Source organism: Sphingobacterium sp. SGL-16, from assembly GCF_011043515.1.
GTDB lineage: Bacteria > Bacteroidota > Bacteroidia > Sphingobacteriales > Sphingobacteriaceae > Sphingobacterium > Sphingobacterium litopenaei.
The window spans coordinates 1-19,276 of the sequence record NZ_JAAKGQ010000005.1; the positions used below are offsets into that span (position 1 = coordinate 1).

Annotated in this window: 21 protein-coding genes; 9 read left to right on the top strand and 12 right to left on the bottom strand. The window is 33.0% G+C overall.

Features of this window, described 5'->3' with window-relative positions:
- Positions 1-91: 91 nt before the first annotated feature.
- The 3 genes from G5B32_RS03015 to G5B32_RS03025 all read right to left on the bottom strand — a co-directional run bounded on the left by G5B32_RS03015 (position 92) and on the right by G5B32_RS03025 (position 3,688).
- Complete coding sequence (locus G5B32_RS03015) at positions 92-508, bottom strand: NUDIX hydrolase (protein ID WP_165290083.1); 417 nt, start codon at positions 506-508, stop codon at positions 92-94.
- A 64-nt stretch (positions 509-572) separates the two neighbouring features.
- Entirely contained in the window at positions 573-2,753 is a 2,181-nt protein-coding gene (locus G5B32_RS03020) for a DEAD/DEAH box helicase (RefSeq protein WP_165290084.1), read from the bottom strand.
- Positions 2,750-3,688, bottom strand: a complete 939-nt coding sequence (locus tag G5B32_RS03025; protein ID WP_165290085.1) for a DUF1837 domain-containing protein — start codon at positions 3,686-3,688, stop codon at positions 2,750-2,752. The genes G5B32_RS03020 and G5B32_RS03025 overlap by 4 nt, the downstream gene beginning before the upstream one ends.
- A gap of 381 nt (positions 3,689-4,069) precedes the next feature.
- Between G5B32_RS03025 and G5B32_RS03030 the strand changes: the two genes are divergently transcribed.
- The 7 genes from G5B32_RS03030 (at position 4,070) to G5B32_RS03060 (ending at position 10,230) form a co-directional block, all read left to right on the top strand.
- The gene (locus tag G5B32_RS03030) at positions 4,070-4,300 is read left to right on the top strand and encodes a hypothetical protein (protein ID WP_165290086.1); all 231 of its coding nucleotides are present in this window, start codon (positions 4,070-4,072) and stop codon (positions 4,298-4,300) included.
- A 555-nt stretch (positions 4,301-4,855) separates the two neighbouring features.
- Positions 4,856-5,479 carry a hypothetical protein gene (locus G5B32_RS03035; protein WP_165290087.1) on the top strand — a complete coding sequence of 208 codons (624 nt, stop codon included), beginning with the start codon at positions 4,856-4,858 and terminating at the stop codon, positions 5,477-5,479.
- 349 nt (positions 5,480-5,828) lie between these two features.
- Positions 5,829-8,129, top strand: a complete 2,301-nt coding sequence (locus G5B32_RS03040) for a mechanosensitive ion channel family protein (RefSeq protein ID WP_165290088.1) — start codon at positions 5,829-5,831, stop codon at positions 8,127-8,129.
- Positions 8,130-8,180: 51 nt separating this feature from the next.
- Positions 8,181-8,471: a hypothetical protein gene (locus tag G5B32_RS03045; protein WP_165290089.1), complete on the top strand. Its 291-nt coding sequence runs from the start codon at positions 8,181-8,183 to the stop codon at positions 8,469-8,471.
- A complete protein-coding gene (locus G5B32_RS03050; protein WP_165290090.1) occupies positions 8,471-8,842 on the top strand; it encodes a hypothetical protein in 372 nt (123 codons plus the stop codon). Before G5B32_RS03045 ends, G5B32_RS03050 begins: the two co-directional genes overlap by 1 nt.
- The gene (locus G5B32_RS03055) at positions 8,842-9,984 is read left to right on the top strand and encodes a glutathionylspermidine synthase family protein (RefSeq protein ID WP_165290091.1); all 1,143 of its coding nucleotides are present in this window, start codon (positions 8,842-8,844) and stop codon (positions 9,982-9,984) included. Before G5B32_RS03050 ends, G5B32_RS03055 begins: the two co-directional genes overlap by 1 nt.
- A 66-nt stretch (positions 9,985-10,050) precedes the next feature.
- Positions 10,051-10,230 (top strand): hypothetical protein, encoded by a 180-nt coding sequence (locus G5B32_RS03060; RefSeq protein ID WP_165290092.1) that lies wholly within the window; start codon positions 10,051-10,053, stop codon positions 10,228-10,230.
- Here the strand turns inward: G5B32_RS03060 and G5B32_RS03065 are convergent.
- Genes G5B32_RS03065 through G5B32_RS03075 form a run of 3 tightly spaced genes read right to left on the bottom strand, consistent with a single transcriptional unit; the run spans position 10,216 to position 11,811 of the window.
- Positions 10,216-10,410 carry a hypothetical protein gene (locus tag G5B32_RS03065; RefSeq protein WP_190302366.1) on the bottom strand — a complete coding sequence of 65 codons (195 nt, stop codon included), beginning with the start codon at positions 10,408-10,410 and terminating at the stop codon, positions 10,216-10,218. The genes G5B32_RS03060 and G5B32_RS03065 overlap by 15 nt on opposite strands.
- A 6-nt stretch (positions 10,411-10,416) precedes the next feature.
- Positions 10,417-11,589: an NAD(P)/FAD-dependent oxidoreductase gene (locus G5B32_RS03070; protein WP_165290093.1), complete on the bottom strand. Its 1,173-nt coding sequence runs from the start codon at positions 11,587-11,589 to the stop codon at positions 10,417-10,419.
- 42 nt (positions 11,590-11,631) lie between these two features.
- Positions 11,632-11,811, bottom strand: coding sequence for a hypothetical protein (locus tag G5B32_RS03075; RefSeq protein ID WP_165290094.1), 180 nt, complete (start codon positions 11,809-11,811; stop codon positions 11,632-11,634).
- Positions 11,812-11,946: 135 nt separating this feature from the next.
- Between G5B32_RS03075 and G5B32_RS03080 the strand changes: the two genes are divergently transcribed.
- Positions 11,947-13,854 (top strand): AAA domain-containing protein, encoded by a 1,908-nt coding sequence (locus G5B32_RS03080; protein WP_165290095.1) that lies wholly within the window; start codon positions 11,947-11,949, stop codon positions 13,852-13,854.
- Between the two features lie 276 nt (positions 13,855-14,130).
- Here the strand turns inward: G5B32_RS03080 and G5B32_RS03085 are convergent, their stop codons facing one another.
- Both G5B32_RS03085 and G5B32_RS03090 read right to left on the bottom strand, forming a co-directional pair.
- Positions 14,131-15,915 (bottom strand): BACON domain-containing protein, encoded by a 1,785-nt coding sequence (locus G5B32_RS03085; RefSeq protein WP_165290096.1) that lies wholly within the window; start codon positions 15,913-15,915, stop codon positions 14,131-14,133.
- Positions 15,916-16,024: 109 nt separating this feature from the next.
- A complete protein-coding gene (locus G5B32_RS03090) occupies positions 16,025-16,312 on the bottom strand; it encodes a hypothetical protein (RefSeq protein ID WP_206366773.1) in 288 nt (95 codons plus the stop codon).
- A gap of 150 nt (positions 16,313-16,462) precedes the next feature.
- Here G5B32_RS03090 and G5B32_RS03095 point away from each other — a divergent pair, with 150 nt between their 5' ends.
- The gene (locus G5B32_RS03095) at positions 16,463-16,807 is read left to right on the top strand and encodes a hypothetical protein (protein ID WP_165290097.1); all 345 of its coding nucleotides are present in this window, start codon (positions 16,463-16,465) and stop codon (positions 16,805-16,807) included.
- Positions 16,808-16,824: 17 nt separating this feature from the next.
- Here the strand turns inward: G5B32_RS03095 and G5B32_RS03100 are convergent, their stop codons facing one another.
- From G5B32_RS03100 to G5B32_RS03115, 4 genes are all read right to left on the bottom strand, one after another.
- Positions 16,825-17,484: a murein L,D-transpeptidase catalytic domain-containing protein gene (locus tag G5B32_RS03100; protein ID WP_165290098.1), complete on the bottom strand. Its 660-nt coding sequence runs from the start codon at positions 17,482-17,484 to the stop codon at positions 16,825-16,827.
- A 135-nt stretch (positions 17,485-17,619) separates the two neighbouring features.
- The gene (locus tag G5B32_RS03105) at positions 17,620-18,234 is read right to left on the bottom strand and encodes a 5'-methylthioadenosine/S-adenosylhomocysteine nucleosidase (RefSeq protein ID WP_165290099.1); all 615 of its coding nucleotides are present in this window, start codon (positions 18,232-18,234) and stop codon (positions 17,620-17,622) included.
- The gene (locus G5B32_RS03110; protein ID WP_165290100.1) at positions 18,235-18,741 is read right to left on the bottom strand and encodes an S-ribosylhomocysteine lyase; all 507 of its coding nucleotides are present in this window, start codon (positions 18,739-18,741) and stop codon (positions 18,235-18,237) included. It abuts the gene before it with no gap.
- Positions 18,742-18,894: 153 nt separating this feature from the next.
- Complete coding sequence (locus G5B32_RS03115) at positions 18,895-19,194, bottom strand: antibiotic biosynthesis monooxygenase family protein (protein WP_165290101.1); 300 nt, start codon at positions 19,192-19,194, stop codon at positions 18,895-18,897.
- Between the last annotated feature and the right edge of the window lie 82 nt (positions 19,195-19,276).

Genomic DNA, 19,276 nt, shown 5'->3' on the forward strand with positions numbered 1-19,276 from the left:
CTTAACTAGTTGTCCTTTTTTATGGCGTATAAAATCTTCTGTTTCTAAATTATTATATCTACCCCATAATGAAAGGAGTAACTTCTATTCCTTACACCAAAATACGATCTTCAGCTAATTTTTCCATTACTTGTATTACCCCGATAACTTGTTTTTCTTCGGCAGTGTACATGCTGTAATCAAAATATTTTATTTCTTCTATTTCGTTGCTCGGGCGTATGTCTTCATTTAATTCGTACAAAAAACAGTCTTGCTCCATTATGATGTTAGCATTTTCACCAAACGCAGGGGCTGTAACATGACAATAATAGGTTAACTTATCTGGATCCAATACTACATTTAACTCTTCTTGTATTTCCCTTTGCAATGCAGTCAATGTATCTTCTCCCGCATCTACTTTCCCTCCAGGAAGATACCAAGCTTGTTTGTTTTTACTACTATATGCCAATAGAAGTTTGTTGTCTTTGATAACTAGCAATCCTGCAGTTGCCAAGGTTCTTTTTTCCATAGTTAGATTATTCATTATAGCGCATAACGATTAGTAGGGAAGCTGTGCTACATATTTACCCTACTTATGTATCTTTAAGCTTATTCTTTTCGTAATCTATAAAAATAGAATGATCAAATAATTTCTCTTTTCTTATTATATTTATAACATCATCCTGTGGAACTCCCGCTGGAATTAGTTTTTCAAGTTTTCGAATTGCAGAGCTAGGAATCCCGTATTCTGCTAAAATGGTTAAGTTCTCCCTTAAAAAATCATTTTCTATCAAATTTGAAAAATAACTATAGCTTCCAGGTCTCAAACCTTTTTCTACACACACAAAATTCTGTAGGGAATCTATTACTGATAGCCACTTTGGAACCTTGTATTCAAACCAGTGTTTTAGAGTTTGAAAGCTCTGTCTTATGGCGTCATCCATAATTTCGTTATCTGGCAATTCCTTATAGTTTTTTAAAGATTTTAAGTAAGTAAAAGTGTTATTAACTAAATTCCAAATATTTTGATTATAACCATAAATTTGGGTTACAGTTACTAATCCTTTTAGTGTCATTGGTCTAACAGTTTCGGTCGGCTTTAATAAATTATTCCAAGCTAATGATATGACATATGTCAATTGCTCCTTTGTGGGATATTTACTCCATGCAATAAGATTATATTTTGTATGTATATCGGTTCTTAATTGCTCAATAATACTTTTTTGCCCAAATACTTGAACACCATTATTACGAATGACATCTTTTTCATATTTAGGTAATTGTTTTATAGATTTATATTGATCTGATGTTTTATCAATTATTTCATGCTCCTCTAAATTGATTAGAATTTCGTCCGAAATTGGATTTTGCTCATAGAATGGTATATCAATTACAATCTGTTCATTAGGTGGAATTGGTTTAAAATTAAAAATTATACCAGTATAATGTACCATTAATCGACCAGCTCTTCCTTTTATGTTGGAATAGTCAAAATAATCAATTTTTGCTTGGGTTCCTTTTGTACTGTCAAAGTATATAATATTTTTTGCACTAGTATTAACTCCCTCAATAATTGTAGTAGTGCAAAAAAGATAATTGATATAACCTTTGTTAAAATAATCAATTATTGTAGTTGTGATATGCTTTTGTAATGCACCATCATGAATCCCAATTTTAGATTTTAATAAATTTATTAAGCTCCATTCTGAGGATATATTTTCTTGTATCCATTCTATTATATCTAATTTTTCCGTGTGTTCTATTACATATTTTTCTCTCAAATATTCGTAAAATCTTTTTGAAAGATACCGAACTCTAGAAGGAGAGGAACAATAAATTATTGATTGATGATCTTTATTTTTTAATAACAAGTCAAATAATACTTTTTCCTTATATTCTTTGTACTTTTTTGGTTGGTCAAATTTTTCTTTATGTTGTGAATAAATATCAACACTTTTAACATCAACTAAAGAAGATTGTGTTTTATAAAATATAGCATTGTATTTTTCCGCAAATCCCTTAGAAATTCCATCTATGTTTGGTCCCAATAAATAAAATTTGCAATTAAAAGTTTTTAAAATATAGTATAAAGCATTATTGAGTGAATCAGCTCTTTCATCGTCTCTTTTAGAACTTAACTTGTAAAACTCATCTAAGATGATAAAATCAATATCCAGAAATTTTTTATACTCATTAACTCTTTCTGCTGTGAAAAGATAAATATTACCTTTATCAATTGAACTATCTTGAGAAGTTCTAACGATTAGTTTATAATTCTCATCGTATTTTTTCAATTTTCTTCTCGTTTCATCGAGTAAAGCAAGTGTAGGCTGTATTATTACTATATTTTTAAATTTTTTTGATGCTACTATTTCCTCAATTAATAAACTTTTTCCAAAACTGGTAGGAGCACTTACAATGACATTTTTTTCAGAATTTAAAAGCGATAATAAATGCTTTTGGTCTTCGTGTAAATATTTATTTAAATTGTTTGAATAGTGATACATATGCCTGATTAAGGCATCAGTTGAATCTAAGGTAAGATGTTCTTTTTCAAGATATGGATAGAAACCAACTGATTCAATTAAATCTGTTAATATTGGATTTAATCTAGTATCGAATTTATTTTTTTCATCTAGAATATTAACAATAAGTTTTTGTGCATCATTTTCATTCTCAATTATTAATTCACTACACTTTTTATAAAGACTGAAGGTTTCATCATAATTGAAATAGTCTTTAGAATTAATTTCTGAGAGTAAATTTTCTATCATATTCCTAATTGTTGTAGTAATGAAAGTTTATTATGCAAACCTTTAACAAGCTCTGTTTTATTTTTAATTGGAAATAAAATAAGTATTATATTCAATTTAGTTTTTAAAGGATGTTGATTATTATCATCAAAATATTGTTTAAGTAAACGCATCTCTTTAATGTATTCGTTTATAAATAATTGGTTATTTTCATTGTCATATGAAGAAAATAAATCGCAATGATAAGTACATAATAATGGAATGTTGATAGCATTTAATTGATCAATAAGCTTCTTTGATTTACCTATTAAATCTAGCCAGTAATCTTTATCAGGAATATTATCAATTTGGGTTAGTTTTTTTGAGATAAGCATGAATTCAGAATTTAAGTAATCACTCTTAAAATGCTCATGAATATCATTGATTAATGCTTTTAAGCCAGCTTTACCATTGGTATATAATTTTGATTCACCTAACCAAAGAGTTTTTGTGTTAGGTTCAATATGCACAGCATCAAAACCATGCACTGCATGCCCAAGAGAATCTTTAAAATATACTTTTGATAATAATGGAATAGTATTATGAAAATCTCTCAACAATAAGTGAAGTATTAGCTCTCCGAATTCTCCTCGTCTTAAAAGTTTATCATCTACATCATCATTAATAGAACCATTATTAGCATATAAATCTTTTACTTTTTGGAACGCTTCAATTTTATATATTGATTGAGCTGCTTCAACAAGCTTAGAATATGTTTTTGTATTATCAGTTGAATCACCTTCATGAAAACCAAAAGCAAACTCTTGTAGTACTTCACATAACTTTTGAATTAATGGTTTTAATCTATATTCTGACTTTCCATGATCATTTATGTCGTATCCTACAAGAAATGTGCTGAATCCCTTTTCACTAATTTTATGTGTAATAATATTTTCTGAGTTGAAAGGTGTTTTCATAATATACTTTAGACAACGTCTTAAATTTAATTAAAACAACTAATCTTAATTTATTTGATAGCTGACTTTCTATAAGGGGCCAATAAATTGTTTTATAAAAGTGTTTATAATTATTTTTTGTATAACAATATATATAATTTCTTGAAATACTCAAAATGTAATGTTAAACTCTATCACCTAACCAATAAAGCCTTATAGTCCTAATTATTCAAATAATATTATTTTTTCTCAAAGCATTTTGTAAGGAAAAATAATTTCTTTATATTTAATATTATAACCAATTGAGTAGGGGTATTTTTATCACACGAGTAGCCTTATTTTCCGAACCAAATACCTTCCCGATAACCCGCATATTGGTTTAGCACACTAAACTTTAGCAGCATGGAACTCAAACTCATCTTTACTGTAGTAGATTTACAACAAATCTTTGCCTGTTCGCAGCGGTCAGCCTATAGAATACGGACTGCTATATTAGAGAAGTTTGGATTGAAGAGTTCAGATATATTGACACGTGCGCATGTGGCAGCCTATATGAATTTGTCACTTACCAAATTCGATAAGATGTACGTCAAAAGTATGCAATTCAATGCTAAGCGAAAAAAATACCGTTAGTCCACTCTTGTGATTTTCAAATTAGTGCACTTTTCCATGCTTTCCATACTCACTCCTTCAGTTTGAATTTCTCCTACTTAATATTTAAGCTTCTTTAGTAACTCTTACTGATTTTTGGGATACAGTAGTTTTGTTTTTAGCTAAAGTATGGGTGTATCCTTCTCTAGTACAATTGCTTTTATAGCATAGGCACATTGCTTTACATTAGATCATATTTGTTTAGCCTACTTACCTCCATGTTTTTCATTCCTATTCATGAGTTTTTGATTTAATGCAATGATGCATAAGGCGATAATCAATTTATTTTTACTAATTGTGCTATTGTTTTTGTTATAAACCTTTTTAAAAATCCTCTAAATTTTCGTTCTAAATCCTATGTACTATCCTGATGGCATTGTAAAACGATGCGACAAGTTGAGAAAATTATATACGCTTTATGCCATGGCTTGCCATATCCTGCCAAAGTCACACAGGGCAATTTGCAGATATATCCGTGTAGAGATTACTTTGTAGTAAGTAATTAACCAGATATAAACGCTTAAAAATTAGATTAATATGGAGAATCCAAGAATCAAAAAAGACTTCAAACGTATGAATGAGTCTGCGTTAGCGACATTTACCAATACTGTAATCGTGAAGATTAAAGATAACCCTGCCTTTGCGGAATTGGAAGAGCAAGTCAACGTGGTAGCAACGAGGCATGTAGCTTATTTAGAGGCTATCGAAAAGGCTAAAACCTATGATCGCTACTATACCGCGCAAAAAAGTACGGCAAAGCAACTATTGTTGGAAGCGCTAGAGGTATTGGCAGCAGCGGTACAATCCAAATTTATTTTTAACAGAGCTATGATGCTCAGTTCAGGCTTTAATGTGGTGAGTTCTTACTCGGGTTCGGGCGAATACTTACCGCCAAACTATACAGAATTTATGGTGAACAATACCAAGAATCCTGGAGAAATAAAGGTGGTCATCAAGAAAAATAGAGCCGTGAATAGCATACTGTTTGAGTATTGTTATTTGGATCAAGCGGAGCCGTCATGGATTTCACATATCGACGTAAAGGGACGCTTTTTAATTAGCAATATCCGACAAGGGGCACAGATTGGTTGTCGTGCCCAGCTGATAGGGCGTAGGAGCCAGGTGGTTTCGACCAATACAGTGAATTTGTTTGTCAGTTGATGAAGTGGTATCCGATTGCTTCATTACTTTTTGGATAGAAAGTATTTTTTTGTGTCATAATAGAAGAGGAAGCAATCATTGAGGTAATATACTATTAATAACAATAGGGTTGGATTGTACGGATTTGTCGTTCATAAATTTTAAAATAACTAGATTATGGAGCTAATATGTTCATTTTGAAATCAATGCTTAATCTATTTATTGCTGTGAATCACTTTTTGTGAAATAGAAAAATATTAAACATATTATAATATTTTAAACATCATGTAAGGATTTCAACAAATACATGAATTAATGCAGATTTATATCGAAATTTGGTATCTAAAATAGAGTTAAAGCATTTTACTTCATGAAAGATATTTTTTATCGTTGGATTATTTTCGTGGTTCTTTTTTGTGGTTCTTTTACAGGCGTATGGGGACAAGACAGTACGGGACGATTAGTGGATCGTGTACATCCAGATTCTACACATCATGTGGTTTCGGATTCCTTGCGAAGAGATTTGCGGGCTCTGGAGTTAGGGTATTTGGATAATTTGCATATTCGGGAAATAAATACTGTTGTCAATGAATTGGCTGTAAAAAGTGATGCACAGATTAAGAGAAAGAAGAATGCTTCGAAAGATTCTGTCCTTCACATCAACCGCTTAATACACGACGACAATGTACAGCTCAACTCTATATTGAATTCTCTCAACAACTACAGAGGGAGTATATTGGGATCCAGATCTTCTGTGCAAAGTCTTATTCAAAAATATCAGATTAACGAGCAGAAGTTTCCTCGATTATCGACAAGGTTGAATACTTCTTTGAATCAGTTAACCACTAAATTGGATTCTATACAAGCGGCATCCGCGAAAGTAAATGCACTGATTGCTAGAAATGAAAGCCAACTGAAAGATGTAGCATCCACAGCGCAAGAAATTGTAGCAACGGATTCTGTTAAATCATCAAATTCGATTTGGAAATCCACTTCTCAAAATATATCGCGTGAGACGATTATAAATAACATTAAGAACAATTATCAGAATACCAATGCTTTTGGAAGATATTTTAAAGATATTCCATGGAGTTCACGTATTCTGTTATTGCTGTTGACTATTGCATACGCGTATTGGTGCTTCCGTACACGATTTGATATAGATCGTAAATCAGGAAAGACACTTTCTAAAATCTGGATTGCGAAGGTAGTATGTAAGGCTATTATTTTCTACTTTACGCTATTACCTTTAGTGAGTTTGTTCACTCCAACATTTGTTATACAAGCCGCACAGATTGTTATCATTATTTTCTACACCGCATTATCGTTTAACAAGCTCAGCCTTACGCAAAGAAAAGTGTTGGGTGTGATCATCTTGTTTTACATTCTCGATGTATTTGTAAATATGATCGTAAGTGATGATATGTTTTTGCGTATTATCTGTATCGTGTTCAATCTTCTGGCATTGGGGATGGTTAGTTACAGCAAAAAACGTATTCGTGATAAAGACTCCGCGGGTTATATCAACAATTTTATTTATGTGATCTTCGCGATATTGAATGTTACCGCTATCATATTGAATATCATTGGTAAAGTAGATGCTTTCCGAAGCTTTAGTATAGCTTGTGCTGTAGGTTTAGTTCAATCTTTTACTTTGCAGTTTTTCATTGAAATGATTCGCGAAGATTTACAAAGACAATTCGACCGTGATAATCTGTATAGAGGATTTTGGTTACGTTTTAATCAAGCTCGTACGATGAAGATTATTATCGAGGTGGTGCGTTTTATTTGTGTGATTCTTGCTGTGTTGGTACTGGCAAACAATCTTCAGTTTATAGATGAATTAGTACGTTTCAGTGAAAGTGTATTGGAGAAAAAACGTCACATCGGGGATATATCTTTTACATTTAATCACCTTATCGTTGCGGTGATCTTGCTACTGGTTACGAATTGGCTTCAAAAGAATATTAGTTTGATTGTTTTAGGTGGTGAAAATGGACAACTAAGCCAAGTTTACAACCAAAAGATGACCTTATTCCCATTGGTGCGCTTAGCGATTATTCTAGTCGGATTCTTCTTTGCGGTGTCTGCCTTGGGTATGAGTTTGGATAAGTTGACCGTTGTAATTGGTGCACTGAGTGTGGGTATAGGTCTAGGTATGCAGAATATCATCAACAATTTTGTGTCCGGAATTATTTTGGTATTTGATAAGCCTTTCCGCGTCGGAGACCAGATTGAATTAGCCGATAAGAAAGGTCGTGTGAAGGAAATAGGCATTCGTGCTAGTGTGTTGCAAACAGGTGATGGAGCAGACGTGATCATTCCAAATGGTGATTTGCTGTCAGGTAGAGTAGTCAATTGGACACTTTCTCACGAATACAGTAAGACGAGTTTTACCATTATGGTTGATAGACAAGCAAATTTGGATGAAGTGTATAAATGGGTTAAAGAAGCCGCTGAGACTAATCCTAATTATTTAGATAATTTGGGCGTTTCTATTAGTGTACAGGATGTGAGTGATGATATGGTGTACCTTAGTGTGGTTGGCTGGGTAAATTCTGCTTCGAATACTGGAGGTTTTAAAAGTGATGTGTTCTTGCATCTTTACAAAAAATTTGAAGCCGAAAATTTGAAATTTTATAGCGTAGCACCAACTAAGATTATTCAATAATCGAACAAGGAATTGTTTAAGATGTTATATTTGTGATTGACTAAATTTTATATGAAATATACTTTTTTAATTATATCTGTTTTGGGCTTAGCTTCATGCGCTAATGAGCCTGAACAAGCATTGGAACAGCTTGACAAAAAATCTGCTCGTGAGGTGACTCTGAAAACAGTAACACAAGGCGATACAGTTTTGCATATCACGACACAGCATATATGGTATAATGGTGAAGAGATTGCTTCAAAATCCGATACCATAAAAACAGGTATTGCACCGCAAACTTGGGGTACGGTAGATACCGCTTCAACATTGAGCAAAGTTCCAATTTATGTAACTGTACAATAATGAGAAAGACAACTACAAGAAATATACAATTGGTATTGATTACGTCGGTATTGGCTTCATGTGCTCAACCTGATGCTAATCAATCTGTAGAAGGGAAGCAACGTGTATTTATGCGTGCGGATTCTACTGCACCCTATACTGAAGTAACAAACAATTACCATCAAGGTGGACACGGTAGTAACATGGGTTCATCGTTATTGTGGTTTATGGCGTTTCGACATATGGGCGGAATGATGGGCTATGCCAACAATAGCTTACACCCGCAGTCTGTAGCAGGTACTAATGCAGCAAAAGCTTCGGCCTTTAAAGCTCAGCGTGGTGGATTTGGGAAGAGTTCAGTTTCATCGCCTAGATCTTCTTTTGGTTCATAATGCAGATAAAAAAACTACGTATTGACCCAAATTGGCAATCTCGTTTAGAATCTATTGGGTATGGTTATCATACTTTTGAAGGTGAGCGGTATTGGGTAGATGATTATTATTACGAGATCCGTGCAAAAGATGCAGACTTAATCTATAAAGCGACAACAGAACTGTGGGATATGTGTTTGCAGGCGGTGGAATATGTTATTCAAAATAAGCTGTACAGTAAATTTCATATTCCTGCTTATATGATTCATCATATTGAGCGCAGTTGGGAGAATGATGAGCCTTCTATTTATGGAAGGTTTGATTTTGCTTTCGATGCAAATAATAATGAACTCAAAATGTTGGAATTCAATGCGGATACTCCGACTTCTTTGTTCGAAACAGGTATTGTGCAATGGTATTGGAAGAATCATTATTTCCCGGAATTAACCGATCAATTTAATAGTGTACATGAACAGCTAATCGATAGCTGGAAGAATCTAAAGCCCTATCTGAAAGGTGAAATCTTGCATTTTTCTTGCGCAAAGGAAACATTGGAAGATTTGACTAATGTGGAATATTTGCGTGATACGGCTATTCAAGCTGGTATCGAGACGAAATTAATTTATATTGATGATATTGGTTGGGATGGACGCGCTTTTGTGGATTTGGAAGGTGAGGAGATTAAGTCCATATTCAAATTATATCCCTGGGAATGGATGGTAAATGAAGAGTTTGGTGTTCATATTACCAACGACATCAATGAAGCGCAGTGGATAGAACCTTCCTGGAAAATGCTTTTGTCTAATAAGGCTATTCTACTGATATTGTGGGAACTATTTCCTAATCATCCATACTTGCTTTCTTCCTATTTTGAAAAACCAGCTCATTTGAAGCATTATGTACGTAAGCCCATTCTTTCGCGTGAAGGCGCAAATGTAGAAATGTATTACGAGAATGAAATGATTTACGATACAGCAGGAGAGTATGGCGAAGAAGGTTTTATCTATCAAGAATTAGCGACGCTACATCGTGAAGAAACCGGGTTTTCTATAATAGGAAGCTGGGTTATTGGACAAGAATCTTGTGGTATTTCTTTCCGCGAATCCGATATGCCTATTACGACGGACAAAAGTCGCTTTATCCCACATATTATTAGACATTAAATTTTTTTTGATATACATGCAACCATAATTGATGTTTTCTCGTCTTATAGATGAAAAACATCAATTATGAAATTGCTAAGATTATATTTTTTGGGATTTATATTGTCATTAGAAGCTTGCTTCCCAATACGTCAAGAAATGCAAGAGGAGTTAGTTCTTCTTTTTGAAGATCAATTCGACTGTTTATTTGCTGAGCTAATTACAACAGATTTTGTGCAAGAAAACTTTTTATTACTTCAAGCCTAATTCTTGAAATAGTTTTTCGTATTCTTCGAATCGATGTTCGCGAATAGGGCGAACGAAAGGTTCAGTTCGAAAATACAAGAGCAATGCGGGTTGGATTTGTTTATACTTGTCTACGTATTCATATTTAACCAATTCTCCGTTGGAAATACGCTGTTTTATTTTATTGTGATAAGGATACATAGGGATTTAAGACTTTGAATTAAGAATTTGCGCTGCACAATAATGTCCCATGCTAAAGCAAGCTTGTAATAGATAACCTCCAGTAGGTGCTTCCCAATCTAGCATTTCTCCAATACAGTATATATTAGGCGCTTTTTTAAGAGCCAATGTTTGTTTGATTTCCTCAAAACAAATTCCACCAGCAGTAGAGATCACTTCATCAATAGGTCTAAAACTTTCTACTTGTATAGGAAAAGATTTAATAGCATGTGCTAATAAACTAGGATTCGTATAAGTCACTTTATCCAAATTTTTGAGTAAGGCTAATGCTGTTTTGTTGAGTTTTAGCTTCTGCTTAAGAATTTCTGATGTTTTATTGGAAGATTTTAAAAATGCCAAAATATCTTCTTCCGAAAAATGAGGCTTTAGATCGATGTAAATGGTTAGGGGAAAGGAGTGAGGACGTGTAAATCTATTCAAATAATAAATGGGACTGCCTTCTATACCGTATTGTGTAAATACGACTTCTCCTTTTTTACGAATATTACCAAATTTGACTTCGATATTTTTTAAAACCTGTCCTTCCAAGTCCTTGAAATCTTCTGTCGTATTAAATCCAGAATTAGCAGGAGCCATTGGATTTATTTTAATTCCTTTTGCTGTTAGAAGCGATACCCATTTGGCATCAGAACCTGTTTTTTGCCAGGAGCCTCCACCTAAAGCAAGGATAAGTCGTGAAAACTCTATCTCTACAATTTCATTACCATGCTGTATAATCGCTTTATTATCAGAGAAGTCTACAAATTTATGGTCATAATGAATTTGAACACCTAAGCTTTTCAACTTATCCAACCAAGCTTGTAATACTTGGATTGGCTTGATAGATTTTATGGGAAATATTTTTCCTGAACTTCCTACATAGGTTTCTATGCCTATACTTTTTAAGCAATCTATAGTTTTTTGGTTATCAAATGATTCAACTATATTCTGAATTTCCTTTTTATCGTATTTTAAGATAAACTCCGAAATAGTTTCACTGTGTGTAAGATTAAAACCTCCATGGCCCGCTACTAAGAACTTTCGTGCCGCGGCTTTATTCTGTTCATAGATATGTACGGTTTTTCCGCCTTCAGCCAATCGCTGTGCAGCCATCAATCCCGCTGGACCAGCGCCGATAATCACAATAGGAGGTGTTTGCATGTAGATGCAAAGATAGGGAAATAGCTTATTCTAACTAATATCTTACTCGTGATTATCTACTTTATTTGGGTTAGGAGGCAAAGTACTTTGATCGTTTTCAGGACGTTTTGCCGTGTTGCTCTCTACTTTAGTATTTTCCTCTATATTCTTTTTGAAGTCCTCATTTTTATATGGGTCTTTCTTCGGATTGTTTTTGCTGATAACAGAATTATTCTTTTTCATGGTTATAAGTTTTAGTGTTATCGAAGAACAATCTAAGATTGACTTAGTTCACTATTGTCCACTGCTTAGGGAATGGATCTTTTGATAAATGCAAGTAAAATCTTTTATTGCTAAAAAACTCCTTTTCTTTGTGCTATGAATTACTTTGATGAGCAGATAGCCTTGTTGGAAGCTGAAAAGCAAATAGATTTTATTCAACATGAAAATTTACTGTTGCGTAGCTCTTTGCAAGAACGCAGAACTCAAGGAGTAAGTTGGTTTCCAATATCCATCTCAGGAAGCGAAATAGGACGAGGGGATTACCTAACTATTACTATACAAAAAACTAACTTTTTGGAGGAGGGACATAGATTTCGTTTTGGAATGCCCGTTGCTCTATTTTCTAATCATGATCCTGAAACCGATCGTCTCGAAGGTATAATTGCTTTTGTAAGTAGAGATACGATGCGTATTTCTGTGCGTGTGGACGAATTACCTGATTGGACCCGACGAGGTAAATTGGGCGTAGATTTACTGTTTGATGAACATTCCTATAAAGAAATGTTTGATGCTTTAAAAGAAGCAAAACAAAGACTTGCAGATCCTAAGGAAGTTAATCTTGTTCAGCAATTATTAGGAGAGAAAGATTACCCTTACGATTCAACTGAAGAAAATATATATCACAATGAACTTTTGAATAAAAGTCAGAATGATGCAGTGGGTGAAATGTTGAGTAACAAACCTTTAGTGCTCATGCATGGTCCGCCGGGAACAGGGAAAACTACCACATTGATAGCTGGTATTCAAGCATTATTAAAAGCCCGAAAAAAACAAATTCTAGTGATAGCACCCAGTAATACTGCTGTGGATTTGTTGACGGAAAGACTGCATGAAAAAGGAATTAACGTAATTCGTATGGGAAATCCTGTACGTGTTTCAGATCATTTACAAAAACTTACTTTAGATGCTAAAATAGATAGTCACAACGCCAACAAGGAACGTAAGAATTTAGAAAAGCAAGTCAGTGCTTATCTCGACATGGCACACAAATACAAGCGTAACTTTGGTAAAGCGGAGCGTGATCAACGAAAAGCGCTTTTTGATGAGGCACGTAAGATTCGTAGAGAGATAGATAAGATTCAGGATTATATAGTAGAGGATGTATTGAACAATGTAGAAGTAATTACCGCTACATTAGTAGGATCGAATCATACAAATATTAAACAAAGAGATTACGAAACAGTAATCATAGATGAAGCAGGACAATCCTTGGAAGCCGCGTGTTGGATTCCTATTTTGAAAGCGGATAGGCTTATTATGGCAGGTGATCATTGTCAACTTCCTCCAACAGTAAAATCTTCAATAAAGCCAAATGAAGGCCTCTATCTTACTTTATTCGAAAAATTGGTCAAACGTTTTCCTGTTGCGGTCTCTTTATTGGATGTGCAGTACAGAATGAACAGTCAAATTATGCTTTATCCTTCACAGGTTTTATATGAAGGGAAATTAATAGCGGATTCCAAAGTAGCTCATTGGGCGTTGGTTAATGATAGTAAGCCTTTTGTATTTATAGATACTGCTGGTGCTGGATTTGAAGAGCTTGTTGAAGAAAATGCTATTTCAAATAAAGAAGAAGCCTTATTTTTAATAAAACATTTAAAAGAAAATCTTACAAATCTTTCTAAAGAATATGCAGAGGATAATTTTCCTAGAATTGGAATTATAGCTCCGTATCGCCTACAATCCCATATTTTGAAGGAGATGATTTACGCTGATGAATTTTTTAATCCCTTTCTTCCGTTTTTACAAATTCATACTATTGACAGTTTCCAAGGACAGGAGAAAGATGTTATTTACATCAGTTTAACTCGTAGTAATTCTCTTCAACAAATTGGATTCTTATCGGATATTCGTCGTATGAATGTGGCTATGACACGTGCGAAGAAAAAACTAATAGTCATAGGGGATAGTGGGACAGTAGGTCAACATTCATTTTATAAAGGTATGTTGGATTATGTCACGGAATTGAATAATTACCATAGTGTATGGGAATGGATGGAATAGTATAAAATACTATAACTAGAGTAAGATAATTATTGATTTTAATCACTTATTATCTGCTCTATTGGGGTTATGAGGTAAGGGGCTCTTATCATTTTCTGGACGTTTTGCTGTATTAATTTCCATCTTTGTGTTTTATTTCGTGTTCTTTTTGAAGTTATCTTCTTTATAAGGATCCTCCTTTTTAATTTTTTTAGTTTTCATAGTACAAAGAAATTGTATGGTTTTGAACAATTCCTTTGTACTTAAGTTTATTTAAAAATAAGTTATTAGAGTTATTTATAAATTTTCAGACCAGTTTTTTAACTCCATCTTCTTTTTGAAATAATCTGTTCGTATTCTATAGATACTATTCTTTGAGCTGACCCAGAAAATTAAGTATTTTCCAGTATTATCTATTTTCATATCGATGCTGGTAGTCGGAATTTTATTTAGCAGTTTACCATATAAATCATAATAAGTAATCCATTGTGAACGTTGTTGGTCCTGAGTATGGCTGTATATCAAATTGTTCACTTTGTCAAAAGCATAAATATGCCCATATATAGGATCACCATAAATCTGATGAGTTACGGTATTCAAAAATCTATTTTCATAGATTGCTAAATTATTAAACGGCGTAAATACATATGTATCATAATAACTTTCGAAGGTGTTGTTACTTGTCTTCCACAAAAATAGCCTGCTATATTGCCGAATGCTAAAATCTAATTCGTTGTATAGTAGTGCCACACTGGAATAATAGTTTTCCGAACCAAAATAGTTTAATCGTGTAATCTTATTTTTATCAGCAGTATTTATACTAAAAACATTACTTCCACTTATATTATTTCCAATATTCACCATTAAGCCTAAGCCATTTTTATTAAATTGTACTTCTTCTGGAATAACCTTTGGACTTTCCGGATGGTCGTCTGGATTAGGGCTTAAGAAAATTTCTTCCAATATTTGACCTGATGTTGGGTTCACTTTTCTTAAAATATTATTCGTCGAGGTGACATAATATTGTTTGTTAAACGAATTGTAAGCAATATGCCTCGTCGGAAAATTGAATTTCGATCGTGAAGTGACTTTAAAGGTATTTAGATCTATACAGCCAATTTCTCTGCCCGCATCATTGGTGTAATATAGATTATTCGTACTGTTAGATCCCAAAATCTTCCAATTCCAAAATCCATTTTCATTGTATTGATTCATGTCTAACTTTTCATCATACCCTTGGAATCTAAAACTCAATGTATCTAGACCTCCTAGGTTTTGTACCGTTAGATTATAAGTAATGCCTTGGGTAATGAAATTACAACCACTCTTAAAGGTTATTGATTTGTTCGATTGTAAGGTTGTGTTCTCGATGTTTGGATAACAATAACTATTAGATGTAGTGATAGAACGAATTTTATCTATGGAATCAATTAGATTTACCTCAAATGAACTTTGATCATGCCATTCTATAAATACACTTTCAATTCTATTCTTTCTGAGCTGGTAGACTGGAGTTTTTATTTTAGAGTCTTTGTTTTTAAACGTAATGAAGCCAAATCTATGGTTATTCTCAGCGTTTTCTTCAACTTCTATATTAATTTTAATACTATGAGATCCTGTAAATAAAGTGTCTATTTTTACCCAATTTGGTTTTTCAATTTCAAAAACATTATTTCTACGCACTGAAAATGAAAATTGCTTACCTCTATGTCCTGCATATAAAGTATCTGTAGGCATCTCGAGTATAAAAGAATCATAAACAAGAATTATATTATCATTAATTGTTTTGCTTTTGCTTAGCTCATATATAATTTCTTGTGTCACAAATCCTTTCTTTGAAATAATTGCTTTAATATCTTTTGCAGGAAGATTGGTAATTGTTTTTCCAGGCGATAAAACATGTTTTTTATTTATCTCAGGAAAAAAGATCTCCACAGAATCAATTTGATTCTGTCTAAACTCATCGAAAAAATTAAAACCAATACTTGCATTATCAATGTCTAAGGTAATATCGGTGTTAGTTTCCTTTTTACACGAAATCAGTGTTAGGAACAATAAAAAAATAAAGAAACTATATTTCATCTTGGGTTATATTTTTTAAATATAATCAATGTTTGGCTAATAAAAATTGTTCCTTTATTTTCTTTTCACACTCTTCAACTGTTAAAAGAAAATCGACGAGTTAAAATATTTAACTCCCGGCAAAAGGACTTCCGAATATTCCTACCGCTAATTCTGCCCATATCAGAAATCCTATACCTAATACTATTGCTACGAATATAATTTTTTGAAAGGTAGTTTTTGACTTGCTGATAGCGAAGTCAACTCCAAAACCAATTAGTAATAAAAGAAATGTTGCAATAATAAAGTCTAAAGCATTCCAATCTACTCCAGTAGAAAATTGCATGCCTATAACAGGTAGTAATAATATAAATCCAATCACCGAAAGGATAATAGCTCGTCTTTTGTTTAAAATCATAGTCATAATATTTGTTGTTTATAGTTAAATAAAAGTACTTTGAAATACAAAGTAAATAATAAAATCTTAATTCAAAGAATTTTATGAAAATTTTAACAATTGAAACAGGGTTACTTATTGAACGGATGAAAATTAACTTAAAACACAATTATGCTAGAAGGATTAAAATTATTCGGTAAACAATATTTAATATTTTGGGGCTTTACGGTGATTTCTTGGTGGCTCTTTATCCAAAAAGTAAAAATTCTAATATTCTTAAATCTATTAATATTCACTCTAATTGGATTTTTAATCTTTTTAATCTCTTATGCTTTATTTCGTTTTTGGCACCTACGTGCATCATTTTATGCACCTATCGCTAGTCTGATTCCTTTTTTTTATATGAGTGTGAACCTAATTAAAAATTTAACCGATAGAGGTATAGTTTTGATTTTATCTTTTGTTGTAACTTGGGTCCTTTGTTATGTATTGCTCTGGAGAACTGAAAAGGTATAAGTTAATTTTTCAAGTTGTTAATCATTATAAATCCACATCAAAACAGGTCGTTTTGTATTTTTTAATTTATTATCAACTATTCTAAAATTGTCATTGGAAAGAGTAGGACATCCCCAGCCTTCTGGTGTGCCTCTTGGGTATATTTCTTCATCCGCCACAGCTTCCCAAGAATGAAAAACGATAGTTCTTTTCAGTGCATTATTGTTGCTTTTTTCTAAACCGTGCATTAGATACTTAGTTTTTACTCCCCAGGAACTATAGCCTCTTTCACCAATTTTATACTTCCCCAATGAAGAGCAATGGCTATTTTCTACATTGCTAAAAGAAGGATTGTCTTTAGTATAATCTTTACCCCACGGCCTATCACAACAACCGTGACCTACTAAATAGCTATGCGTTATCGTATCCTTTTTAAAATCCCAAACAAAAAATCGGTTCCGACCGGAATGAATTTTCATATCTATCAAAATGCAGAATTCTTCGCTCATCGATTTTGACTTGATGTATTGTAATGTCTCATCAGCTTTTGACTTAATGGATGTAATATCTAGCGTGTAATTTTTGGTATTAAAATCATCTTCATTTGTTTGATTTCTGGCAAGCTTGTTTTCAGTAGAAGAAACACAACTAAATAGCGACGTTAAAAATATAATCACGCAGAATAAGGTTTGTGTCATTGTCTTATGTTTCTTGAAATGAAATTTTATGTTAAATAAATTTAGGTAATTTATTTAATTAAATATGGTGGGTGAAAAAAATCCTCCTACACTTCTTAGTGCAGGAGGATTCTAAGTATAAGATTGTCCTTTTGTTTATGCTTGTAATTCTTTTAGATAGTTGGAGACGATATTGCCTAATTTTCCAGAAATCCGATTCAAAATATTTTCCCAATCTTTGACTGTACCATCACAATTGTCAGATACAATCTTAATCATATACAATGGCAACTGATGTTGGTAACAAAAATCTGCCAAAGCATAAGCTTCCATATCGAAAGCTTCTGCATTTAAATCTTTTATATCTTGGTAAAACGCTGTGGTTGTATTAATAAAGCGGTCGGACGTTAGTAAGGCTTTGTTATAGTCAAAATCTTCTAATTCTACCGATTCAATTTTTCCATTCCCCACCAAGAACTTCGTGTTTTCTAGGAAAAATCCTTCCGTATAAGCATCTCCTTGGGCAAAATATGTTGGATACAACACGTGCTCAATTGGATATTTGATAGAACCAACTGTACCGACATTGAGCAAGATTGGCTTAATCTCCAATGCTTGGATTTGCTGATACAATTTGGATAAAGCAATGGCGGCATTAACCTTTCCTACACCAATTTCATAAACCGCAATCGAATCATCTGCTGTGTCAAAAGCAAGTTCATTTTTATTCGCAACTAAAATGACAGTTTTAATATTCTTATTAAGTGTCATTTACGCTTCTTGGATGTAAGGGTATTCGAATTCTAATTTGCCCGCATTAATTAAATCTAAATAGTTTTGACAAGCTTTCAATGTGTTTTCGAAGTCCATAAAAGTATAGTTTCCGCAGCTGATTGGATTTTGGAATGGAACTACATAACCTTCTTCCAAAATAATTTCTAATACTTGTTTCATCAATGCTTGAATGTCTTGAGGAGTTCTGCTTGTTCCTGCTAATACCACATAAAAGCCTGTGCAACATCCCATAGGACCTACATAAATAACTTCGTCACCTAAAATCGTACGAATTTCTGTCGCAAAACAGTGCTCCAATGTGTGCATTACTTCAGGAGAAAGCATTCTTTCTGGAGAATTCGGACGAATCATACGAATATCGTATGTTGTATAAGCGTTTACCGCTGATTCATTTGTTTTTGAAGCTTTGGCATATATACCTTGTTTTAGTATAGTGTGATCTACAATAAAACTATTTACTACAGCTTTTTCTTTTGTATACATCTTCTTTTGGATAATGTTATAATCAATGAGTAGGTTGATTTATAACGTATTTTACATTAAAATTTTATTTGTCTCGCACAATAGGAAGACCTGTACAAAGATAACAAATTAATTTTTTACAGAATAACGGTGATTTATCTGTGGTATTGTTTCTTAACCCAGAATATTTGCTGTATCGTAATGCTCTACTGTAGGCATTGGGTCGTAGTAATGGTGCAATAATTTTGCCCACTCTTGGAACAATTCAGACTCGAAAAAAGTTACCGTATGGTCTTCTAAATTTTCCCACTCTACGAATTGAATGTATTCATTACTTTTTTCTAGACTTTTGTGTATGGAATGTCTGATATAGCCTTTGCTCGCAGAGATATATTGCGCCGCGATTTTGTAATCACGTTCAAAGTTCTCTTGTTGTCCTTCTTTAACTGTTAGTTTTACTACTTCTAATACCATAATTTTTATTGATTTATAAGTTGAATTTTAAAGATAGTTATAATTGAAAATACTACAAATTATTCATGTTGCTTGTGGAGAG

Bases quoted from the DNA above. Each gene is read 5' to 3' on its own strand.
- G5B32_RS03035 (WP_165290087.1), top strand. From the start codon at position 4,856: ATGGAGAATCCAAGAATCAAAAAAGACTTCAAACGTATGAATGAGTCT.
- G5B32_RS03100 (WP_165290098.1), bottom strand. From the start codon at position 17,484: ATGACACAAACCTTATTCTGCGTGATTATATTTTTAACGTCGCTATTT.
- G5B32_RS03080 (WP_165290095.1), top strand. From the start codon at position 11,947: ATGAATTACTTTGATGAGCAGATAGCCTTGTTGGAAGCTGAAAAGCAA.
- G5B32_RS03055 (WP_165290091.1), top strand. From the start codon at position 8,842: ATGCAGATAAAAAAACTACGTATTGACCCAAATTGGCAATCTCGTTTA.
- G5B32_RS03015 (WP_165290083.1), bottom strand. From the start codon at position 508: ATGGAAAAAAGAACCTTGGCAACTGCAGGATTGCTAGTTATCAAAGAC.
- G5B32_RS03110 (WP_165290100.1), bottom strand. From the start codon at position 18,741: ATGTATACAAAAGAAAAAGCTGTAGTAAATAGTTTTATTGTAGATCAC.
- G5B32_RS03065 (WP_190302366.1), bottom strand. From the start codon at position 10,410: ATGTATCCTTATCACAATAAAATAAAACAGCGTATTTCCAACGGAGAA.
- G5B32_RS03115 (WP_165290101.1), bottom strand. From the start codon at position 19,194: ATGGTATTAGAAGTAGTAAAACTAACAGTTAAAGAAGGACAACAAGAG.
- G5B32_RS03095 (WP_165290097.1), top strand. From the start codon at position 16,463: ATGCTAGAAGGATTAAAATTATTCGGTAAACAATATTTAATATTTTGG.
- G5B32_RS03060 (WP_165290092.1), top strand. From the start codon at position 10,051: ATGAAATTGCTAAGATTATATTTTTTGGGATTTATATTGTCATTAGAA.
- G5B32_RS03020 (WP_165290084.1), bottom strand. From the start codon at position 2,753: ATGATAGAAAATTTACTCTCAGAAATTAATTCTAAAGACTATTTCAAT.
- G5B32_RS03040 (WP_165290088.1), top strand. From the start codon at position 5,829: ATGAAAGATATTTTTTATCGTTGGATTATTTTCGTGGTTCTTTTTTGT.
- G5B32_RS03030 (WP_165290086.1), top strand. From the start codon at position 4,070: ATGGAACTCAAACTCATCTTTACTGTAGTAGATTTACAACAAATCTTT.
- G5B32_RS03045 (WP_165290089.1), top strand. From the start codon at position 8,181: ATGAAATATACTTTTTTAATTATATCTGTTTTGGGCTTAGCTTCATGC.
- G5B32_RS03070 (WP_165290093.1), bottom strand. From the start codon at position 11,589: ATGCAAACACCTCCTATTGTGATTATCGGCGCTGGTCCAGCGGGATTG.
- G5B32_RS03075 (WP_165290094.1), bottom strand. From the start codon at position 11,811: ATGAAAAAGAATAATTCTGTTATCAGCAAAAACAATCCGAAGAAAGAC.
- G5B32_RS03090 (WP_206366773.1), bottom strand. From the start codon at position 16,312: ATGATTTTAAACAAAAGACGAGCTATTATCCTTTCGGTGATTGGATTT.
- G5B32_RS03025 (WP_165290085.1), bottom strand. From the start codon at position 3,688: ATGAAAACACCTTTCAACTCAGAAAATATTATTACACATAAAATTAGT.
- G5B32_RS03105 (WP_165290099.1), bottom strand. From the start codon at position 18,234: ATGACACTTAATAAGAATATTAAAACTGTCATTTTAGTTGCGAATAAA.
- G5B32_RS03050 (WP_165290090.1), top strand. From the start codon at position 8,471: ATGAGAAAGACAACTACAAGAAATATACAATTGGTATTGATTACGTCG.
- G5B32_RS03085 (WP_165290096.1), bottom strand. From the start codon at position 15,915: ATGAAATATAGTTTCTTTATTTTTTTATTGTTCCTAACACTGATTTCG.